The following is a 20,947-nucleotide window of genomic DNA, read 5'->3' as shown; positions in this document are numbered from 1 at the left end:
TCGGCCCTGACGCATGTCCGTAGAGGTCATCAAATGTCTGTAGCTGACATCAAAAAATCCGAAATCGTCGCGCAATTCCAACGCGCTCAAGGCGATACCGGCTCCCCTGAAGTTCAGGTGGCACTGCTTACCGCTCGCATCAACGAACTGACCGGTCACTTCAAAGAACACATGAAGGACCACCACTCGCGCCGCGGCCTGCTGCGCATGGTCAGCCGTCGTCGCAAGCTGCTCGACTATCTCAAGGGCCGCAATCCCGATTCGTACCGCGCACTGATCGAAAAACTCGGTCTGCGCAAGTGATCGACGGGGCTGGCTCCCCATGACGCAACCGTGGTCGGGGCGACGCATGTCGCAACGGCCACGGTTTTTCATTTGTAAGGAATCACCGTCATGTTCAATAAAGTGACCAAGACCTTCCAGTACGGCCAGCATTCGGTCGTGTTGGAAACCGGCGAGATGGCTCGCCAGGCGTCCGGCGCGGTGCTGGTGTCCGTGGAGGACACCGTCGTGCTGGCAACGGTCGTGGCGGCCAAGAAAGCCAAGGCCGGCCAGGACTTTTTTCCGCTGACCGTCGACTACATCGAGAAGACCTACGCCGCCGGCCGCATCCCGGGCGGTTTCTTCAAGCGCGAAGGCAAGCCCTCCGAAAAGGAAACGCTGACCTCGCGCCTGATCGACCGTCCGCTGCGTCCGCTGTTCCCGGAAGGCTTCTATAACGACGTGCAAGTGGTCATCCACACGCTGTCGGTCAATCCGGACATCGATCCCGACATTCCCGCCATGATCGGCGCCTCGGCCGCGCTGGCCATCTCGGGCATCCCGTTCAACGGCCCCATCGGCGCCGCCCGCGTCGGCTATGTCGACGGCCAGTACGTGCTCAACCCCACCGCGACGCAACTGAAGTCGTCCAAGATGGACCTGGTGGTGGCCGGCACCGAGAACGCCGTGCTGATGGTCGAATCCGAGGCGAAGCAGCTGTCCGAGGAAATCATGCTGGGCGGCGTGGTGTTCGGCCACGAGCAGATGCAGGCCGCCATCAACGCCATCCATGACCTGGTGCGCGATGCCGGCAAGCCCGACTGGGACTGGCAACCCGCCCCCAAGAACGAAGCGCTGATCGCCGCCGTGAGCGCCGCCGCCCAGGAAGGGCTGAACGCCGCCTACCAGATCCGCGAAAAGCAGGCCCGCACCACCAAGCTGCGCGAAGTCTACGCCGCCGTGCAGGCCGCCATGGCCGAACAGGCCGCGCAGGCTGGCCAGCCCGCGCCCGACAGCGTCGGCGTGGACAACATCCTGTTCGACCTGGAAGCGCGCATCGTGCGCAGCCAGATCCTCAACGGCGAGCCGCGCATCGACGGCCGCGACACTCGCACCGTGCGTCCGATCAGCATCCGCCTGGGCGTGCTGCCGCGCGCGCACGGCAGCGCGCTGTTCACCCGCGGCGAAACGCAGGCGCTGGTGGTGGCCACGCTGGGCACCAAGCAGGATGAGCAGATCATCGACGCCCTGATGGGCGAGTACCGCGACCGCTTCATGCTGCACTACAACATGCCGCCGTTCGCCACCGGCGAAACCGGCCGCATCGGCGTGCCCAAGCGCCGCGAAATCGGCCACGGCCGCCTGGCCAAGCGCGCGCTGCTGCCGCTGCTGCCGGCCCCGGAAGACTTCCAGTACACCATCCGCCTGGTGTCCGAGATCACCGAATCCAACGGCTCCTCGTCGATGGCCTCGGTGTGCGGCGGTTCGCTGGCCATGATGGACGCCGGCGTGCCCACCAACGATCACGTGGCCGGCGTGGCCATGGGCCTGATCCTGGACAGCGGCAAGTTCGCCGTGCTGACCGACATCCTGGGCGACGAAGACCACCTGGGCGACATGGACTTCAAGGTGGCGGGTACCGAAACCGGTATCACGGCGCTGCAGATGGACATCAAGATCCAGGGCATCACCAAGGAAATCATGCAGGTCGCGCTGGCCCAGGCCCGCGAAGGCCGCCTGCACATCCTCGGCAAGATGCGCGACGCGCTGGAAGGCTCGCGTACCGAGCTGTCGGCGTTCGCGCCGCGCATGCTGACCATCAAGATCAACCCCGAGAAGATCCGCGACGTGATCGGCAAGGGCGGCGCCACCATCCGTGCGCTGACCGAGGAAACCGGCACGCAGATCGATATCTCGGACGACGGCACCATCGTGATCGCCAGCGTGGACGAGACCCAGGCCAAGGAAGCCCAGCGCCGCATCGTCGAACTGACCGCCGACGTCGAAGTGGGCCAGATCTACGACGGCTCGGTGCTGCGCCTGCTGGATTTCGGCGCCATCGTGCAAGTGCTGCCGGGCCGCGACGGCCTGCTGCACATCTCCGAGATCGCCAACTACCGCATCGCCAACATTAACGATGTGCTGAAGGTTGGCCAGCCGGTCCGCGTCAAGGTCATCGAGGCCGACGACAAGGGCCGCCTGCGCCTGTCGATCAAGGCGATCGGCGGCATCGAGCAGCAGCAGTCCGGTACGGCCGAGCCGGCCGCCCAGTCGGAGCCGCAAGCCGAATAAGGTTTGCGATTCCTGACGCAAGAACGGCGCCCGCGGGCGCCGTTTTTGCGTCCGCATACGGTAAAGTCATGCCACGCGCGGCCAGGCCGCCTCAGGACAAGGGACACGGACGGATATGGCATGACGAGCAGGCGGCTGGCCGCACTGTCAGGATGGGCCGCCAGCGTGCTGCTGGCCGGCTGCATCGCGCCCGGCGGCAGCGGTGGGCCGCGCGGCGAATCGATGTCGGCCGACCAGTTCATGCAGACCGACTTCAACCGCACGGTCACGCTGGAGATCCGCGACAACCTGGCCAGCCTCGACACGCTGCTGGACAAGCTGTACCGGCGCAATCCGCGCGAATGGCGCAAGAGCGGGGTGGCGGACCAGGCTGCCGCGGTGGCGCGGGTCAAGCGCCTGATCGAAGAGCGCCGTCCTCCGGCGGGCCTGGCGGGCCTGCGCGACATCCAGGTGCTGGCCGTGTCGCTCGATCCGGCCTACGGCGGCGATCGCGTGGCGGCCTTCGTCTATGGCCTGGCCGACACCCTGATCGCGGCGCACAACGACAAGACCCGCATCTACCTCTCGGACGTGCTCGACGGCCAGCGCATCTACAACGCGGCGCGCAATGTCGAGGCGGCCGCCTGGCTGCTGGCCTCGCGCCGCACCGCCCAGGGCGAGCCGCTATTGCTGGCCAACGAGATGTCGGCCGCGGCCACGAATCTCAGCTTCGAGCGCGAATTCGGCGCTATCATCGGCAGGCTGGACTTGATTGCCAACCTGCTCGGCGAAAACTCCCGGCGCATCGGCATCAACTACGCACAGGGCCTGCTGTTCTTCAATTTCCTGCCAGTCCGCTAGGCTGCGGGATATCGCGCACTCACCCAGACGCCGCCATCGTGATCGATCTTGCCGCCATCCAGACCGCCCGGGACATCCTGCGGGGACAGGTCCTCAATACGCCGTTCACGCATTCCCGCACGCTGTCCGATATCCTCGGCGCCGAAATCTGGCTGAAGTTCGAGAACCTGCAGTTCACCGCCTCGTTCAAGGAGCGCGGCGCCCTCAACCGGATGCTCAACCTGACCGAGGCCGAGCGCGCCGCCGGCGTGATCGCCGTGTCGGCCGGCAACCATGCCCAGGGCGTGGCGTACCACGCGCAGCGCATGGGCGTGCCGGCGGTGATCGTCATGCCGCGCTTCACTCCCACGGTCAAGGTGGCCAACACGCGGCGCTTCGGCGCCGAAGTCGTCCTGGCCGGCGACACCTTCGACGACGCCAAGGCGCGCGGCTACGAACTGGCGCGCGAGCGCGGCCTGGTCATGATCCATCCCTACGACGATCCAGCCGTGATTGCCGGGCAGGGTACGGTGGCGCTCGAAATGCTGCAGGCGCGCCCAGACCTGGACGCCATCGTGGTGGGCATCGGCGGCGGCGGCCTGATCGCGGGCATCGCCACCGCCGCCAAGGCCATCAAGCCGGACATCGAGATCATCGGCGTGCAGACCGAGCGCTTTCCGTCCATGTACGCCGCCGTCAAGGGCGTGGCCATGGAAAGCGGCCACTACACGATCGCCGAGGGCATCGCCGTCAAGTCACCCGGCACGCTGACCCAGGAGATCGTCACGCGCCTGGTCGACCACATCGAGCTGGTCAACGAAAGCGATATCGAGCATGCCATCGTGGTCCTGCTGGAAATCGAGAAGACCGTGGTCGAAGGGGCCGGCGCGGCCGGCCTGGCGGCGCTGCTGCGGCTGCAGGAACGCCGCGACGAGCGGTTCCGCGGCAAGCGGCTGGGGCTGGTGCTCACGGGCGGCAACATCGATCCCCTGATGCTGGGCGAGCTGATCGAGCGCGGTATGGTGCGCGCCGGGCGCCTGGCGCGCATCCGGGTCGACCTGCGCGACCTGCCGGGCGCGCTGGCGCAGGCCACCAAGCTGATCGCCGACGCGCACGCCAACATTACCGAGGTGCATCACCAGCGCGCCTTCACCACCTTGCCAGTGCGCAATGTCGAGGTCGATTTCGTGCTGCAGACGCGTGGCCATGACCACATCCAGGAAGTCATCGCGGTGCTCAATGCCGCGGGCTTCGCGGCCAGCAACCACGATCACTGATCCGCATCGGCCAGGCGCCTGAGCCGGTACAGGCGCTCGCGCTGCAGGATCGCGGCCAGCGGCAGGGGCTCGCGCCCGAGCGCCACATAATCGTCGGCAACCGTCGCCAGCGCGTCGCGTAGCGCGGCCGGGTCGGCCTGCCACCAGCGCGCCAGCAGATGATCCGGACTGAACGCGTCCAGGCCCTGGCGGCGCAGCTCGGAGCGGTTGAAATCCTTCAGGTTCCAGGTCATCACCAGGGTGGCGGGCGCCTGCGGCAGGCCGCAGCGGGCCCGTCGCGCCAGGCCGGCGGCGATCACATGGAAATCCTTGGGGTCGCTGTAGCGCAGCCCCGTTTCGTAAGGCTGCGTACCAACTTCCAGCGCCCGCGGAAAGCTGGCGTTCATCGCCTCCCATTGCGCGGCCAGGGCTGCGGCGGGAATGTCCCACAGGCGCGCGGCGTTGCGGCGCCATTCTTCGCCGATGCGCTCGGTCCAGACGGGCTGGAAGACGCCTGTCCGCGCTACTCGCAACAGCAGCTGGCGGGCGATGCCGGACATCAGTACGCAGGCATCGAGAACGACAAACGGAGGCGCGGGGTTCGGTATCAAGTTGAGGTAGGGCATGCGCGGCCCGTTGGCGCGGCGCGTCTATCGGGCCTGGGGAAAACAGCGGTGCCGTTTGATGGTGCACCCACCCGGAATCGAACCGGGACGCCTTGCGGCGAGGGATTTTAAGTCCCTTGCGTCTACCAATTTCGCCATGGGTGCGGCTGTCCGGCAGGGCGACAATGATAACGTGCTTTAACGGGCCGCTGGCCGCGCCGCGGGCCTGAATCCTATACAATGCGCGCCGTGGAAGGTTGGCAGAGTGGTTGAATGCACCGGTCTTGTTCAATCGAGCGCCACGCGGGAAACCGCATGGCTGTAAGGAGTCAAATTCGGCGAAGCCCCTGGCCCTGTCCGAGGTAACGCCGAGCGAAGGCCACCCCTGCCGGGGCGGCAACGTGTAGAGACTTGACGGCTCCCACCTAAGGTCGCCCGACTATGGTGAAGGCAAAGTCCAGACCAGCAAACAGACATCGTTCTGGTGGCGAAAGCCATAGCGGTACGGAAAACCGGCGGGGCTTCACGGCCCTCGTGAGTTCGAATCTCACACCTTCCGCCATTTCATCGCGGCGCCATGCCTGCCTGCGGCAGGGGCCGTGCAAAAAAGCGCATAATTGCCGTTTCGATATCGACTCTGGTTGGAGGCGCGACATGCGAGCCGTAGAAATCACCCGTCCTGGCGGTCCTGAAGTCCTGGTGCCCACCGAGCGCAGCGTTCCCGAGCCTGCTTCCGGCGAAGTGCTGATCAAGGTGTCCGTTGCCGGGGTCAACCGGCCCGACGTGCTGCAGCGCAAGGGCAACTATGCCCCGCCGCCGGGCGCCTCGGACCTGCCCGGCCTGGAAGTGGCCGGCGAGATCGTCGGCGGCGATGCCGCCGCGGGGGGCTTTGCCATCGGCGACAAGGTCTGTGCCCTGGTGGCCGGCGGCGGGTACGCCGAATACGTGGTGGCGCCGGCGCCGCAGTGCCTGCCGATTCCGCGCGGCCTGACCGAGATCGAGGCGGCCGGCCTGCCCGAGACCTATTTCACCGTCTGGAGCAACGTGTTCGACCGCGGCCGCCTGGCGGCCGGCGAAGCGCTGCTGGTGCACGGCGGCGCCAGCGGCATCGGCACCACGGCCATCCAGCTGGCGCGCGCCATGGGCAACAAGGTCTACGCCACGGTGGGCAGCGACGAGCGCGCGCGCGCCGTCGAAGCGCTGGGCGCCGCGCTGGGCATCAACTACAAGACGCAGGACTACGTCAAGGAAGTGCTGGACGCCACCGGCGGCGCCGGCGTGGACGTGGTGCTGGACATGGTGGCCGGCGAGTACATCGGCCGCAACCTCAAGTGCCTGGCCGACGACGGCCGCATCGTCATCATCGCGCTGCTGGGCGGCGCGCATGCAAACGTGGATTGCAATCAGGTGCTGCGCCGCCGGCTGACCATCACAGGTTCGACGCTGCGTCCGCGCCCGGTCGAGTTCAAGGGCGAAATCGCTCGCGCGCTGCGCGAGCGGGTCTGGCCCTTGCTGGAAAACGGCACCCTCAAGCCGGTGGTGCACGCCACGCTGCCGCTGGAGCAGGCCGCCGCGGCCCATGCCATGATGGAAGCCGGGGAAAACATCGGCAAGATCATCCTGACCGTATAGCGCCAGCCGGACGGCGGGCGCGCCGGATCGCCCGGTGCGCCCGGATTTTCTTGCCCTGGTAACGGCGCATCGGCCGGCAACAGGATACAATCTCAGGTTTGACCCGACCCCGGGTCAGGCCTTTTTGACTCTTTTTTCTGCGCCATGACCACAGCTGAGAATCGCGCCCGCCTGGTGCTGGGCAACTGGAAGATGCACGGCAACCTGGCCGAGAACGCCGCCTTGCTGGCCGAGTTGCGCGCCGCCGATGCCGCCGCCCATTGCGAAATGGGGGTGTGCGTGCCGTTTCCGTACCTGGCCCAGACCGCTGCCGCCTTGCAGGGCAGCGCCATCGGCTGGGGCGCGCAGGATGTCAGCGCGCACGCCAAGGGCGCCTACACCGGCGAAGTCGCCGCCCCCATGCTGGCCGAATTCGGCTGCCGCTGGGTGCTGGTGGGCCACTCCGAGCGGCGCACGCTGCATGCCGAGAGCGACCAGCTGGTGGCCGACAAGGCCCGCGCCGCGCTCGAGGCAGGCCTGACCCCGGTGGTTTGCGTCGGCGAATCGCTGCAAGAGCGCGAAGGCGGCAACACCCTGGGCGTGATCGAGCGCCAGCTCGAACCCGTCCTGGCCCTGGGCCGCGATGCCCTGGTCCGCATGGTCCTCGCCTACGAACCCGTCTGGGCCATCGGCACCGGCCGTACTGCCAGCCCCGAGCAGGCGCAGGAAGTGCACAGCGCCATCCGCGTGGCGCTCGACGGCCTGCAAGCCAGCCAGGTGCGCGTGCTGTACGGCGGCAGCGTCAAGGGGGCCAACGCCGCCAGCCTGTTCGCCATGCCCGACATCGACGGCGGCCTGGTGGGCGGGGCCTCGCTCGTCGCTGAAGAATTCCTGCGCATCGCCGCAGCTTAAGTTTCCGTTCCGGAGTCTGTAATGTCTTTGATGCTTACTGTCCTGCTGGTCGTCCAGGTTGTATCGGCGCTGGCTATCATCGTTCTGGTCCTGCTGCAGCAGGGCAAGGGCGCCGACATGGGGTCGGCGTTCGGTAGCGGCTCGGCCGGCAGCCTGTTTGGCGCCACCGGCGCGGCCAACTTCCTGTCGCGCACCACCAAGTGGGCCGCCGTGGTGTTCTTCGTCAGCACCGCGGGCCTGGCGTACGTCACCCACAAGGGGCCGTCCGGTCCCGCCATCGATTCGGGCGTGATGCAGAATTTCCCGCAGGATCGCTCGGTGCCGCAGGCACCCGGCAGCGCGCCGGCCGGCAGCGGCTCGTCGGTGCCGCAGGCCCCGGGCAGCGGCGTGCCGGCCGCCCCCGCCCAGCCTGACGCCTCCGTGCCCCAGGCGCCCAGCCAGCCGGCTGCCCCGGCCGCGCCCGAGCAGCCCAAGCCCGCGCAATAACGCCGGGCCGGCGGCGCGCCGCGCATGGCGCGGCCAGCCGCCCTGGCGGTTTTGCCCATGGGCATTTACATGCTAGAATGCCCGACTTTCCAGGATCTTCGGATCCTGGTCGAAGTTTTGCAGGATGCCGACGTGGTGAAATTGGTAGACACGCTATCTTGAGGGGGTAGTGGCGAAAGCTGTGCGAGTTCGAGTCTCGCCGTCGGCACCAAGGATTTGTCCAGGCAGGCCCTGGCGCGGGAAAGACCCGCAAGAGAAAGCCAGCAAAAAAGCCCATATGCGTCAGCGCCTATGGGCTTTTTGTCGTCCAGGCAGATGCCCAGGCTATCAATGGCCTGGGCATCTGCCAATCCAGGCTCAGTGGCAATGCACCGTGCCTGCCTTTCTGTCCATGTGGCAGCATTTTCCAGGCGGCGAGTCTTTCCGGCAGCCACCGCCGTGGGCCGAGGCCGGAAACGGCAGGGCGAGTGCCAGAAGCAGCCACGCCGTGGCGAAAAGTTGGATCTTTCTCATTGGTCTCTCCCGGATCGATGAAGGTGAACAACCGGCTGTTCCAGCGCTATCCACTGCCTCCCTGGGCCGGCCTTCTCGGGCATGGGTGCCCCTGCGCTCTTGTCTCTTGTTTCGCATGGTTACATTAACAACAAAATCGCCAAGCGTCGAATCTGTGGGCCGTGCGGGCGCCAGGGGGCTTGAGCGCCGCCGCCGCGAGGTCTGACCGAATCGGGGACGCGTGGCGCATAATGGTTCCGGGCTTGGCATCCAGGATCCGGCTGAAAGGCGCGCGGGACGGGCACGGCATGTCCACCCGGCTGGCGCGTCCCCGGTGGACGGTTCCGGAGCGGCGCCCCTTCTGGAAAGGAGTCAGCCATGTCGATCACACCACCCGACGACGAGGGGGCCGAGCCCGGGCCGTCCAGCCAGGCGCCGCACGCGCAGGCCGCGGCGTTGCGCCGGCCGATCGAACGCAGCCGGTTCGGCGGCTCGCAGCGCCGCCCTGAACGCCAGGACGGCGACGATGCGCCGGTGTCGCGCAGCGACCTCAGCAAGGGGCCCGAGGAGGTGCTCGAGCGCCGCACGGCCAGCATAAATTGGCGTGTGCTGCTGGTCTCGTCGGCCGTGATCGTCGCGTTCTCGGTATGGGCGATCCTGGTGCCCGGCGATGCGCGCATGAGGATGAAGACGGCCGTCGACTGGATTGCGGCCAATCTGGGCTGGTACTACGTGCTGACCATGACGCTGGTGATCGGTTTCGTGCTGTGGGTCGCGTTTTCCAAGGAGGGAGACGTGCGCCTCGGCCCCGATCATTCGCGGCCGCAATACCGGCTGTCGACCTGGGTCGCGATGCTGTTTGCCGCCGGCGTCGGGATCGACATGCTTTTCTTCTCGGTCACCGGGCCGGTCGTGCAGTACCTGCATCCGCCGTCCGGCGAGGGCGGCACGGCGGCAGCCATGCAGGACGCGGTCGTCTGGACGATGTTCCACTACGGGGTGGCGGGCTGGTCCATGTATGCCTTGCTGGGCATGGCGATGGGATACTTCGCCTACCGCTGGGGCATGCCCCTGTCCATCCGCGCGGCGCTCTATCCGCTGTTGGGCAAGCGCGTGCGCGGCCCCCTGGGCGACGGCATCAGCATCATCGCGCTGGTCGGCACGGTGTTCGGCGTGGCGACCTCGATGGGCATCGGCGTGGTGCTGCTCAACGTCGGTTTCTCGCTGATTTTCGGGCTGGAGCAAGGCCTGTCGCTGCAGATCGCCCTGGTCGTGGGCGCCGTGATCCTGACCATCGGGGCCACGACGTCCGGGGTCGACCGCGGCATCCGCTGGATTTCCGAGCTGAACCTCTGGAGCGCGGTGGCGATGATGGTCTACATCCTGCTCACCGGGCAAACGGCATTCCTCCTGAATGCGCTATCGGAGAACATCGGCCGGTTTCTCGTGACGTTCCCCGCGCGCACCTTGCAGACGTTTGCCTACGAGCCCGGCGGGCCGGAGTGGATGGGCGGTTGGACGCTGTTCTTCTGGGCGTTCTGGCTGGCGTGGGGGCCGTTCGTCGGCGTCTTTCTCGCGCGCATTTCGCGCGGGCGGACGCTGCGCGAATTCGTGATCGCCGCGATCACCGCGCCGGTGCTGTGCGACTTCATCATCGTTTCGCTGTTCGGCAACTCGGCCCTTTATCACGTGCTGCAGGGCGACACCGCGTTCGCCGCGCTCGCGGTCGAAAGCCCCGAGCGTGGTTGGTACGCGCTGCTGGCGATGTTTCCGGGGGCCATGTTCCTGATAGGCCTGGCCACGCTGTCCGGGTTGTTGTTCTACCTGACCAGCGCGAATTCGGGCGCGATGGTGATGTCGAACTTTTCGGCGTCGATCCCCGACCCCTCGCACGACGGGCCGAAGTGGCTGCGCATCTTCTGGGCCGTGCTGACGGCAGTACTGACGGTGGCGATGCTGCTGGCCGGCGGCGTGACGACGATGGAGTACGCCACGCTCATCTTTGCCTTGCCGGTAACCATCATTGCCTACACGGTCATGGCGTCGTTCTACAAGGTGCTGAGGATGGAGCGGGCCGAGCGCGAGGGGCAGGTGCTGCGCAGGCCGTCCATGGCGCCGATGGGCGGCCATCTGCCGGAGCGCTCATGGAAGCAGCGCCTCGAACAGCTGCACGCGTTCGCGTCGCTGCGGCAGGCTACCCAGTTCCTCGACCGTACCGTGCGCCCGGCGCTCGGCGACGTTGCCGCCGAGTTCCGCAACCAGGGCTACGAGGTCGCGAGCGAATCCCTGGCCAGCGAGCGCGGCATCGAGGAACCGCTGCTGCGCGTGTCGATGGACGGTTTTCGCGCCTTCCAGTACCACGTCGCCGTCGTCGAGGCGCCGGTGCCGATGTTCAGCGGCCGCATGTCGCGCGAGACCGACGTCTATTACCGGCTCGAGGTGTTCACCCAGACCGGTTCGGGCGGCTATGACCTGATGGGTCTGACCCGGCAGCAGGTGATCGACGACGTGCTCGAGCGCTTCGAGGCTCACCTCGCATTCCTCACCTTTTCCACCAATACCGATACGGCATCGGTGCTGACGCCGCCGGCGCCGGCCAGGAACCCGTAGCCCGCGCACGCCCGACGGTATCTCAGCGCGCCGCGCAGGGCGCGCCGGCGGGCGCTGCCTGCCGGCCGGCCAGTACGTCGGACAGGGCCCCGGCCTCCCGGACCAGCAGTTGCGCCAGTTCGGTTTCCCGATGCTCCGGGTAGCGGATGCGGGGGATGAACAGCGAGAAGCAACCGATGACGTGTCCCCCGGTGCCGAAGATGGGGGTGGAAATGCCGGCGGCGCCTTCGATCTTCTCGCCGCGCGTGCTGACGGAATAGCCTTGCTCGCGGATTTGCTTCAGGTCGCGATTGAGTTCGCGCGCCGGCAGGGCGGCCAGGCCGGTGGGCGAGAGGGGCTCTTTCTTGAGCAACGTGCGCACGCGTTCGGGCGGCAGGTGCGCCAGCACGGCATGTCCCGAGGCGCCCCAGAGCACCGAGACCGGGCGGTACAGGTCGAGCTGGTAGCGCAACTGGTTGGCCGATTCGACCTGCTTGGCGAACACCAGGGTGGCGTCCTGGTCGCGGTACAGCGCCAGCGCGCAGGACTCGTTGGTGTAGGCGACGATGCGATGCAGCGGCGCGCTGGCCAGCTGCACCACGTTCACCTTGTTGGAGATCATGGCGCCCAGCCGGTACATCTCCGGGCCGAACGCGTAGCGGCGCGCGCCCTGCACGCGCTGCATCAGGTTCAGCGCCACCAGTTGCTGCAGCAGGCGGTGCGCCGTGCTGTGCGGCAACTGCAATTCATCGGCGATGTCTTTCACCCCGACGTCATCGTCCTGGGAGGCGAGAAAGGCGATCAGCCTGACGATTCGTTCGACGGTACCGCGCTCGTTTTCCATGTCTGCGCATTCTCCGAGTGACCCGGCCCAGGAGGGGCCAGGGTGCTGCGTGAGTGATCGGCCAGTGCCGGCGACAGCGTGAGTGTAGAGGGTGGCGGCGTTGCCCAAGCGCGACCGCCGGCGCCGGCCGGGCACGCTTTCGCCACGGTTCCGGCTTGCTTTTTGCCGATTATATATTCCGTTGTTCGGAATTTACATCTCATTTAATGACATCCAAATCCGGCGTGCCTAAACTGGCCTGGCCTCGAGAAGAAGGCGGATGCCACAGGAGACAGGACGACATGCGAGTGCAACGGTTGCTGGCGACGGACGGGATAGGCGGGTACTACTGGCGCGACCAGGAGGCGATCGGGCAGGGCGCGTCGCGTGACGGCTTCCTGTACCGGGGCGCGCCGGTCACGCCCGGTTTTACGTCCATCATCCAGGTGAGTTCCACGGTGCTGCTGACCGGCGTGGCCGACGACGGCAGCGAACTGTACGGCGATTGCGCGACGGTGAATCACGCCTTCCGGTCGGGGCGCCAGCAGGCGCCGGATGCGGCCAGCCTGATCGCACAGGCCGAGGGGCCGCTGTCGCGCTGGCTGGCGCAGTGCGACCTGTCGTCGTTTCGCGACGCCGCCGCGCAACTCGATACCATGCGGCTCGACGGGCAGCCGTTGCACATGGCGCTGCGCTACGGCCTGTCGCAACTGCTGCTGCAGGCGGTGGCCGCGCATTACCGCGTCACGATGGCCGAGATCCTGGCGCGCGAGTATGGCCTGACGCTGGCCGACACGCCGTGCGACCTGTTGGGTTCCTGCGGCGGCAACTGGTACGAGAACGTCGACAAGGCGATCGTGCGCGAGCTGCCTTATTTTCCGCAGACCGCCATGGTGCGCACCGACCAGCTCGACGAACTGCCGGCGTACGCCGAATGGATCAGCCAGCGCATCCGCGCGGTGGGCCGTCCGGATTTCTTCCCGACGCTGCATTACGACCTGCACGGGCTGCTGTCGCAGCGGGTGGGCGACGACCTGGATGCGGCGCTGGTCTATCTGCGCAAGGTGGAGGCGGCCAGCGCGCCGTACCCCGTGCTGTTCGAGGATCCGCTCGACGCGGGCGAGCGCGGCGCCCAGATCGCGCTGATGGGGCGGCTGCGCGAGGCCCTGCGGCGCGCCGGCTCGGGCATTCGCCTGATCGCCGACGAATGGTGCAACACCCGCGAGGACGTGCGCGAGTTCGTCGCGCAAGGGTGTTGCGATCTCATCCAGATCAAGATGCCGGACCTGGGGGGCGTGGACAACACCGTGCAGGCCTGCCTGATCTGCCGTGACGGCGGTGTCGGCGTGTACCTGGGGGGCAGTTGCAACGAGACGGACATCTCGGCCCGCGTCGCCGCGCACGTCGCGCTGGCGGTGCGTCCGGTCGAGTTCCTGGGCAAGCCGGGGCTGGGGCTGGACGAGGGCGTGATGATCGTCACCAACGAAATGCAGCGCGCGATCCGCTCCTATCGGACGCGCCTGTCCGCGGCGTAGCGTCCGTCCGCACGGCGCGGGCGGTTTGTCGGCATCACTGGTTTTGGGGGCCCGTCGGCCACGCATGGCGTGCGGCCGGCGCACAACATGATCGAACCAAGGACACAGACATGACACGTTGGCAGCAATGGATCATCGCCGCGCTGGGGTGCGGCGCGGCCTGCCTGGGCATTGCGACGAGCGCCCTGGCAGCTCCGGCCGGCTACCCGAAAGGACCGGTCACCCTGGTGGTGCCGACCGGCCCCGGCGGCGGCACCGACCTGGCGGCGCGCGCGTTTTCCGAGCGGCTCTCCGCCATACTGGGCCAGCCCGTGGTGGTGGACAACCGCGCCGGCGCCGGCGGCATCATCGGCACGCAGGATGTGGCCAAGTCCAGGCCGGACGGACACACGCTGCTCATCTCCAGCAACCAGTTCGGCATCCTGCCGGCGGTGCAGGACAACCTGCCTTTCGATCCGATCAAGGATTTCATCCCCGTCACCTCCATCGGCCTGATTCCGACCCTGGTGCTGGTGAACCCGTCGTTGCCGGTGCGGTCGGTCGCCGAACTGATCGATTACGCGCGCAAGCAGCCCGGCGGCGTGCAGTACGCGTCGGCCGGAATCGGCTCGCCCAACCATCTGTTTGCGGCAATGTTCGGTTCGATGGCCGACGTGCCGATGATGCACGTGCCGTTCCGGGGCACATCGCCGGCGCTGGTGGCCGTCGCCGGCGGGCAGACCGCCGTGGCCTTCGCCTCCCAGCCGGCCTCGCAGAGTTTCGTCGCCGCCGGCAAGCTGCGCGCCATCGCGGTCACCTCGGCCCGGCGCCTGCCGTCCTTGCCGGACCTGCCGCCGGTGTCCGATACCGTGCCCGGCTACGACGCCGATATCTGGCTGGGCGTGTGGGCCGTGGCCGGTACGCCGGACACGGTGGTGGACGCCATTCATGCCGCGTTCGAGGAGGCCTTGAAGGATCCACGCGTGATCGACAGCCTGGGCAAGATGGGCATCGTGGTGGCGACCCGCTCCCGCCAGGACTTCACCGCCATGGTCGAGCGCGAGATCGGCAAGTGGGCCCGCGTCGTCGCCGAGGCCGGCGACGGTTTCCAGAAGCAATAGCCGCCAACCATCCGATCGCTGGAGTGCCGCATGCAGCTCGCATCGCCGTCGCCCGCCGTGGGCGTCACCCGGCCGCTGGCCGACGCCATCGTGGCCACCGCATCCTCCAGGCTGGGCGCCGCCACGCTTCAGACGGCGCAGGCCTGCCTGCTCGACAGCCTGGCGGTGACGCTGGCCGGTGCGCAAGAGCCGCTGGTTGCCGTGCTTGACCGCACGCTCGCCGGTTTCGGCGGCGCGGGGCAGGCCACGCTGATCGGCCGGGGCAGGCGTGCGCCGTTGCCCGACGCGGCGCTGGTCAATGGCGCCGCGGGCCATGCGCTCGATTTCGACGATATGCACATCGAGTCGGCCATGCATCCGAGCGTGCCGGTGGTCGCGGCCGCCCTGGCCGTGGCCGAACACGAGGGCGCGGACGGAGCGGCGCTGCTGCGGGCCCTGGCGCTGGGCATCGAGGCGCAGCTGCGCATCGGCGAGGCGGTGCGGCCCCACCATTACCAGCGGGGCTGGCATGCCACCGGCACGCTCGGCCATTTCGGCGCGGCGGTCGCGGCGGGTTGCCTGCTGGGACTGGACGCGCAACAGACGACGATGGCGCTCGGTATCGCCGGTACGCAGGCCAGCGGCCTGAAAGAGACTTTCGGCACCATGTCCAAGCCGCTGCATGCCGGCCAGGTGGCGCGCAACGGCGTGATGGCCGCGCTGCTGGCGCGCCAGGGGTACACGAGCGCCGAGGATATCCTGGGCGGGCATTATGGGTTCGGCCGCGTGTGCGGCGATGGCGCGCATTGGGACGGCCTGCTCGACGGCTGGGGCGAGCGCTGGTCCATGCACGACATTCTCTACAAGCCGCACGCCTCGTCCTTTTGCACGCAGGCATTGATCGAATGCGCCCTGGCCCTGCGTGCGACGCCGGGCTTTGCCTGGACGGCGGTGGCGCGGATACATGGCGAAGTCAGCGCGATGTCCATGGCCAATGCGCGCATCGTCGAGCCGCGCGACGGCATGCAGGCCAAGTTCAGCCTGCCCCATGCGATTGCCCAGGGCCTCGTGCATGGCCAGGCCACGATTGCAGATTTCTCCGATGCCCGCGCGCGCGAGCCGGCCCTGCGGGCCTTGCGCGCGCGCACCACGATCGCGCAAGGGGCCGGGCTGGCCTGGCCCGAAGCCATCGTCACCGTGACGCTGGCCGACGGCAGCCAGTTGCGCCGGCACGCGGACCTGCGCGCGAGTACCGCTACGTCGCAGGACAAATGGCGCGTCACGCTCGGCAAGTTCATGAGCGTGGCCGGCGCCGTGCCCGGTTTCGCGTCCTGCGACGCGGTGCGCGACGCCGTGCTGCGCCTGCCCGAGGCGCCCGGCGCGGTAGCGGCCCTGATGGCGCTGCTGCGGCCGCAGGCCGCGACGCCTTCCGGAGCCTGAGACCGCCTGCTTTCCCAACCCCATTGCCATTACACGAGGAGACCCGCATGACGACTTTGGGAGTCGGGGCGATCCTGTCGGCGGAACCCGCCGAGATCGTCCGCCGCTTGACCTTCGCCACCAAGGAGGCCGCCGCAGCCGGCCACGAGGATCTGTTCCATGCCATGTCGCGCGTCAATCTCGCGCATGCCGTGATGCTGCGCGACCGCAACCTGATACCGCCCGAGGCCGCGCGGGCGCTGGTGGCGCTGATGGCCGAACTGTTCGAGCGCGGACCGTCCAGCGTCGCGCTGGAGGCCGGCGCCGGCGACCTGTATCCGCAGATCGAGGCGCACGCGGCCGCGCTGCTGGGCGCCGACGTGGCGGGCTACCTGCAGCTCGGGCGGTCGCGCGGCGACGTCATTCCGTCGGCGATGCGCCTGAAGCTGCGTATCAAGCTGATGCGCCTGCTGGCGTCGGTGCTGGCCCTGCGCGAAGCGATTCTCGATCGGGCCGTCGAGCGTGCCGATACCATCATGCCCGCCTACACGCACTGGCAGCAGTCGCAGATCATGACGGTGGGGCATTTCCTGGGCCGGTTCAGCGCCTGGCTGGAGCGGGATACGCAGCGCCTGTTCGAATGCGTGTCGCGCCACAATCTTTCGGTGCTGGGCAGCGCCAACGGCGTGGGCACCAGCGTGCGGGTCGACCGCGCAATGACCGCCGCCTGGCTGGGGCACGACGAGCCCACGCTGTCCACGGGCGACGGCACCAATGCCTGGGACTACATGATCGAACCCGTATCGGTGGCGGCGCTGCTGTGCTCCCACCTGGCGCGCCTGACGGGCAACTTCATTCTCTGGCACACCCAGGAGTTCGGCATGGTGCGGCTAAGCGATGCATTCTGCACCGCCAGCACCTATTTGCCGCACAAGCGCAATCCCGAACCGCTCGAGACCGTCAAGGTGTTCGCCGAGCAGGTGCAGGGGGCGCTGGCCACGGTCTACCTGATGGCGCGCAACGAGGACTGGCCGCACAGCCTCATCAACCACGGCTTCGACGCGATCAATGGCGCCTTGACGCTCAGCGGCGACGCGGCGGACCTGACCGGCGCCATCATGCGCGACATCAGCTTCGACCCCGCGCGCATGCGCGAGCTGCTGGACCTGAGCTATGCCACGGCGTCGGAAGTGGCCAACACGCTGGTGGCGGCCGGCGGCCTGCCGTTTCGGGAGGCGCACGAGATCGTCGGCACGGCGGTACGCGCCTGCATGGCGGACGGACGGGCTGCGCTCACGCCGGCGCGAGTGCGCGACGCGGCCCGCGGCATGGGCATCGACCTGCCGCCGATCGACGATGCGCAGCTGGCTGCCTGCATCGATCCGGGCAATTTCGTGCAGGCCATCCATTCCAGCGGCGGGACGGCGCCCGCGGAGGTGCGCCGCGTGCTCGCCGTGTGGCGGGACGCGCTGCGCGCGGACCAGCGCGCGTGGCGGCAGTGGCAGGACCGCTACGACGAGGCGGACCGCGCATTGCTGGCGAGCGCGCGCGGCGGCGCTTGAATCCGGACCGGCGCGGCGGCCGCTACCGTCGCCCGGCTGTTTACTTCAGGAGGTTTGCATGGCTGACCTGTTTTCAGTGCTGCGTATCGCATACACCCTTGCGCTGGGCGCGGCGCTGGCCGCGCCGGCGGCCGTCGCGGCGCCGTTTCCCGACCGTCCGGTGCGCCTGGTCGTGCCCTATCCGCCGGGCGGCGGCGCCGACATCTTCGCCCGCACCCTGTCCGAGCCGCTGGCGGCCCAGCTGGGCCAGCCAGTCATCGTCGAGAACCGGCCCGGGGCCAACGGCATCATCGGCACCGATGCCGTCGCCCGCGCCGCGCCCGACGGCTACACCATCCTGCTGGGCAACAGCGGGCCCAATGCCATCAACCAGGCCATTTATCCCGACCTTCCCTATGACGCGGTCGACAGCTTCGAGGAAGTCAGCCTGATCGGCTACACCACCCATGTGCTGGTGGTGCATCCGGGCGTGCAGGCCCGCTCGGTGACCGAGCTGATCGCGCTGGCGCGCCGCTCGCCCGGGCAGCTGAACTTCGCCTCGACCGGGCAGGGCGGCACGCCGCACCTGGCGGGCGAGCTGTTCAAGCTGATGACCGGCACGGACATGGTGCACGTGCCCTACAAGGGCGCGTCGCCCTCCAACGCGGACGTGATCGCCGGGCAGGTGCAGCTGACGTTCAACACGCTGCCGCCGTTGATGACCTCGATCAGGGCCGGCAAGGTGCGCGCGCTGGCCGTCACCGGCAAGCAGCGTTCGCAACTGCTGCCCGAGGTGCCCACCATCGATGAGGCCGGCGTGGCCGGCTACGATGTGCAGACCTGGTACGGCATCCATGCGCCGGCGGGCACGCCGGCGGCGGTCGTGGATCGGCTCAACCAGGCCCTGGTGGCCGTCCTGTCCAACGCCCAGGTGCGCGCGGCGCTGGTGGGGCAGGGCTATGAGGTTGCCACCAGCACCCCCGGCGAGTTTTCCCGGATGGTGCGCGACGACGTGGCGAAGTGGCGCAAGGTCGTGAAGGAGGCCAAGGTCAAGGTCGACTGAGCCGGCGCGCAGGTGTCTGTCCCCGCAGGGGGACTGGCGCCTGCAAGATTTCATGGCGTCTGCCCGTGCGTGTGCCTGTCCCCGCTGGGACAGGCACACTGCCGTACGCCATCGACGCTTGACGACTAAGACAGTATCTGTCCCCGCAGGGGGACTGACACCTGCTGATTGTCGACACCCGCCCCGTGCGCCAGCGCTCAGTACGTGCCGGGGTACGCGCCGCCATCGATCAGCATGTTCTGCCCGGTGATGTAGCCGGCATGCACGCTGCACAGGAAGGCGCAGAGCGCGCCGAACTCGTCGGGACGGCCGAAGCGGCCGGCGGGGATGCCCAGCTGCTGTTCCTCGCGCAGCGCTTCGATGCTTTGGCCGCACGCCTGCGCCGCGACGCGCATCGTGCTCTTCAGCCTGTCGGTGTCGAACCTGCCCGGGAGGATGTTGTTGATGGTGACCCCGCGGGCCGCGATCTCCGAGCGGGCCAGGCCGGCGATAAAGCCGGTCAGGCCGGAGCGGGCGCCATTGGACAGGCCCAGCGTGCTGATCGGCGCCTTCACGGCGGTCGAGGTGATGTTGACGATGCGTCCGAAGCCGCGCGCCTGCATGCCGTCCACCGTGGCCTTGATCAGCGCGATGGGCGTCAGCATGTTGGCGTCGATCGCCTTGATCCAGTCATCGCGGTCCCAGTCCTGGTATTGCCCCGGCGGCGGACCGCCGGCGTTGGTCACCACGATGTCGAAGTCCGGCCCGGGGCCGCCCGGCGCTTCGAGCGCGGCCTGCCTGCCTGGCTCGGTGGTGATGTCGCAGGCGACGGCGATGACCTTGCCCGCCTGGCCGCCCGATTGCCGGGCCTGGTTTTCGGCGTCCTTGCGCAGCGCGGACGCCGCGTCCTGCAAGACGCCGTCGTTGCGCGCGTTGATGACGACGTTGACGCCGTTCTGCAGCAGCGCGCTGGCGCAGCCATAGCCGAGCCCCTTGCTGGCGCCGCATACCAGCGCCCACCGTCCTGCAATGCCGAGATCCATGTGTGTCTTCCTTGGGTTGGATGGCCGGTTCGAGCGGGAACGGGCCTGAATTACGAAAGGCGTGGGGGGCGCCGCCGTCAGCCTGCGGCCGGGCCGGCGCGCGCCGCCGGCACTGCGTCGACCAGCTCCCAGGCCTGGCGCAGCATCTCGTAGGCCTGGCGCGCGGGCGAGTCGTCCGCATGCGGGCGTATCCACAGGTGATAGGTCATCTCGGGCAGCGGCGGCAGGCCGTCGGCCTCGTCCAGCATGCGCATGTCGGGCGCGAGCAGGTCGATGCTGCGCGGGGTGACGCCCAGTCCGGCGCGGATCGCCGCCTTGATGCCGACCAGGTCGGGCACGATGCGTGTGACCGTCCAGCGTATATGGTGCTGCTCGAGCGCCGCCAGGGCCATTTCGCGATAGATGCTGGAGCCGTCGGCCAGGATCAGCGGCAAGGCCTTGTCGGGGCGGTGCACATAGTCCGCGGCGCATAGCCAGACCGCCGGCGAGCGTTTCAGGATCAGCCCCTCGAATTCCTGGTGAAAGCGGGCCGAGATGGCCATGTCGATTTCGCCGCGCTGCAGCAGCTCGAACAGCCGCGGCGCGCGGTCTATGCAGACGTCGATGTTCAACTGCGGCAAGGCCTGGCTGGCCTGCCGCAGGATGGAGGGCAGCAGGGTCTCGACGGCGTCGTGCGGCGAGCCGATGCGCAGCGTGCCCTGCAGGCGTTCCTGGAAAACGCGGAAGACCTCGTCGTTGAGCGCCAGCACCTGGCTTGCGTACTTGAGCATCTTCTGCCCGTCCTCGGTCAGGACGCGGCTGCGCCCCTGCTTCTCGAACAGGGCGGTGCCCAGCGTCGCTTCCAGCTGATGCATCTGGTGGGTAATGGCCGGCTGTGTCTTGAACAGCTTTTCCGCGGTGGCGGAAAAGCTGCCGGTCTGCGCAATGGTCACCAGAGTGCGCAACTGCTGCATGTCCAGATGGCGCACGGATCGTATCCCCTGTCTTGATTTATTAATCATTTTAATGGTTCAGGAAAATCTTTCATTAGTAGACGCTGCGCCGGCTACCTAGAATTCCTCTCGTTGTCTGTGCCCGCCGCATGCGCGGGCGCGCATTTCGCTCCTGCCCGGGCGGCGCCTGTCGCGCCGCGGGCAGGTCCG

General features: G+C 68.0%; 17 protein-coding genes and 2 tRNA genes. 14 read left to right on the top strand and 5 right to left on the bottom strand.

Annotation, left to right across the window (positions count from 1 at the left end):
• The first annotated feature begins 33 nt into the window (after positions 1 to 33).
• From rpsO to LK409_RS15290, 4 genes are all read left to right on the top strand, one after another.
• The gene (rpsO, locus tag LK409_RS15305) at positions 34 to 303 is read left to right on the top strand and encodes a 30S ribosomal protein S15 (RefSeq protein ID WP_003814002.1); all 270 of its coding nucleotides are present in this window, start codon (positions 34 to 36) and stop codon (positions 301 to 303) included.
• A gap of 90 nt (positions 304 to 393) precedes the next feature.
• Complete coding sequence (pnp, locus tag LK409_RS15300) at positions 394 to 2,553, top strand: polyribonucleotide nucleotidyltransferase (protein ID WP_003821234.1); 2,160 nt, start codon at positions 394 to 396, stop codon at positions 2,551 to 2,553.
• Positions 2,554 to 2,673: 120 nt separating this feature from the next.
• Complete coding sequence (locus LK409_RS15295; RefSeq protein ID WP_003814000.1) at positions 2,674 to 3,393, top strand: lipoprotein; 720 nt, start codon at positions 2,674 to 2,676, stop codon at positions 3,391 to 3,393.
• Between the two features lie 38 nt (positions 3,394 to 3,431).
• Positions 3,432 to 4,649: a threonine ammonia-lyase gene (locus LK409_RS15290; protein WP_003813999.1), complete on the top strand. Its 1,218-nt coding sequence runs from the start codon at positions 3,432 to 3,434 to the stop codon at positions 4,647 to 4,649.
• On the opposite strand, the gene LK409_RS15285 is transcribed toward LK409_RS15290, so the two are convergent.
• Positions 4,643 to 5,254, bottom strand: coding sequence for a PIN domain-containing protein (locus LK409_RS15285; RefSeq protein ID WP_010929058.1), 612 nt, complete (start codon positions 5,252 to 5,254; stop codon positions 4,643 to 4,645). The two genes, LK409_RS15290 and LK409_RS15285, sit on opposite strands and share 7 nt — an antisense overlap.
• 59 nt (positions 5,255 to 5,313) lie before the next feature.
• Positions 5,314 to 5,398 (bottom strand) — tRNA-Leu (locus LK409_RS15280).
• 489 nt (positions 5,399 to 5,887) lie between these two features.
• Here LK409_RS15280 and LK409_RS15275 point away from each other — a divergent pair.
• The 5 genes from LK409_RS15275 to betT all read left to right on the top strand — a co-directional run bounded on the left by LK409_RS15275 (position 5,888) and on the right by betT (position 11,344).
• Positions 5,888 to 6,865, top strand: a complete 978-nt coding sequence (locus LK409_RS15275) for an NAD(P)H-quinone oxidoreductase (protein ID WP_010929057.1) — start codon at positions 5,888 to 5,890, stop codon at positions 6,863 to 6,865.
• A gap of 144 nt (positions 6,866 to 7,009) precedes the next feature.
• Positions 7,010 to 7,756, top strand: coding sequence for a triose-phosphate isomerase (gene tpiA, locus LK409_RS15270; protein WP_003813996.1), 747 nt, complete (start codon positions 7,010 to 7,012; stop codon positions 7,754 to 7,756).
• A gap of 21 nt (positions 7,757 to 7,777) precedes the next feature.
• Complete coding sequence (gene secG, locus LK409_RS15265; protein ID WP_003813995.1) at positions 7,778 to 8,242, top strand: preprotein translocase subunit SecG; 465 nt, start codon at positions 7,778 to 7,780, stop codon at positions 8,240 to 8,242.
• Positions 8,243 to 8,368: 126 nt separating this feature from the next.
• Positions 8,369 to 8,453: transfer RNA gene (locus LK409_RS15260), tRNA-Leu, on the top strand.
• Between the two features lie 659 nt (positions 8,454 to 9,112).
• On the top strand, positions 9,113 to 11,344 hold the full coding sequence (betT, locus tag LK409_RS15255; RefSeq protein WP_003813994.1) for a choline BCCT transporter BetT: 2,232 nt from the start codon (positions 9,113 to 9,115) through the stop codon (positions 11,342 to 11,344).
• Positions 11,345 to 11,366: 22 nt separating this feature from the next.
• On the opposite strand, the gene LK409_RS15250 is transcribed toward betT, so the two are convergent.
• Positions 11,367 to 12,167 carry an IclR family transcriptional regulator gene (locus LK409_RS15250; RefSeq protein WP_010929056.1) on the bottom strand — a complete coding sequence of 267 codons (801 nt, stop codon included), beginning with the start codon at positions 12,165 to 12,167 and terminating at the stop codon, positions 11,367 to 11,369.
• 281 nt (positions 12,168 to 12,448) lie between these two features.
• On the opposite strand from LK409_RS15250, the gene LK409_RS15245 reads away from it, so the two are divergent.
• From LK409_RS15245 to LK409_RS15225, 5 genes are all read left to right on the top strand, one after another.
• Complete coding sequence (locus LK409_RS15245) at positions 12,449 to 13,681, top strand: methylaspartate ammonia-lyase (RefSeq protein ID WP_010929055.1); 1,233 nt, start codon at positions 12,449 to 12,451, stop codon at positions 13,679 to 13,681.
• Positions 13,682 to 13,791: 110 nt separating this feature from the next.
• A complete protein-coding gene (locus LK409_RS15240) occupies positions 13,792 to 14,781 on the top strand; it encodes a tripartite tricarboxylate transporter substrate binding protein (protein WP_010929054.1) in 990 nt (329 codons plus the stop codon).
• Between the two features lie 30 nt (positions 14,782 to 14,811).
• A complete protein-coding gene (locus tag LK409_RS15235) occupies positions 14,812 to 16,200 on the top strand; it encodes an MmgE/PrpD family protein (protein ID WP_010929053.1) in 1,389 nt (462 codons plus the stop codon).
• 47 nt (positions 16,201 to 16,247) lie between these two features.
• The gene (locus tag LK409_RS15230; RefSeq protein ID WP_010929052.1) at positions 16,248 to 17,741 is read left to right on the top strand and encodes an argininosuccinate lyase; all 1,494 of its coding nucleotides are present in this window, start codon (positions 16,248 to 16,250) and stop codon (positions 17,739 to 17,741) included.
• A 58-nt stretch (positions 17,742 to 17,799) separates the two neighbouring features.
• Entirely contained in the window at positions 17,800 to 18,783 is a 984-nt protein-coding gene (locus LK409_RS15225) for a tripartite tricarboxylate transporter substrate binding protein (RefSeq protein ID WP_003813988.1), read from the top strand.
• A gap of 197 nt (positions 18,784 to 18,980) precedes the next feature.
• On the opposite strand, the gene LK409_RS15220 is transcribed toward LK409_RS15225, so the two are convergent.
• Together LK409_RS15220 and LK409_RS15215 are read right to left on the bottom strand one after the other, a co-directional pair.
• On the bottom strand, positions 18,981 to 19,805 hold the full coding sequence (locus LK409_RS15220; protein WP_003813987.1) for an SDR family oxidoreductase: 825 nt from the start codon (positions 19,803 to 19,805) through the stop codon (positions 18,981 to 18,983).
• 77 nt (positions 19,806 to 19,882) lie between these two features.
• Complete coding sequence (locus LK409_RS15215) at positions 19,883 to 20,806, bottom strand: LysR substrate-binding domain-containing protein (RefSeq protein ID WP_010929050.1); 924 nt, start codon at positions 20,804 to 20,806, stop codon at positions 19,883 to 19,885.
• Positions 20,807 to 20,947: the final 141 nt, after the last annotated feature.

The sequence above is a fragment of the Bordetella parapertussis genome, assembly GCF_020735925.1.
GTDB lineage: Bacteria > Pseudomonadota > Gammaproteobacteria > Burkholderiales > Burkholderiaceae_B > Bordetella > Bordetella pertussis.
This window is presented reverse-complemented; position numbering and strand designations above follow the sequence as displayed.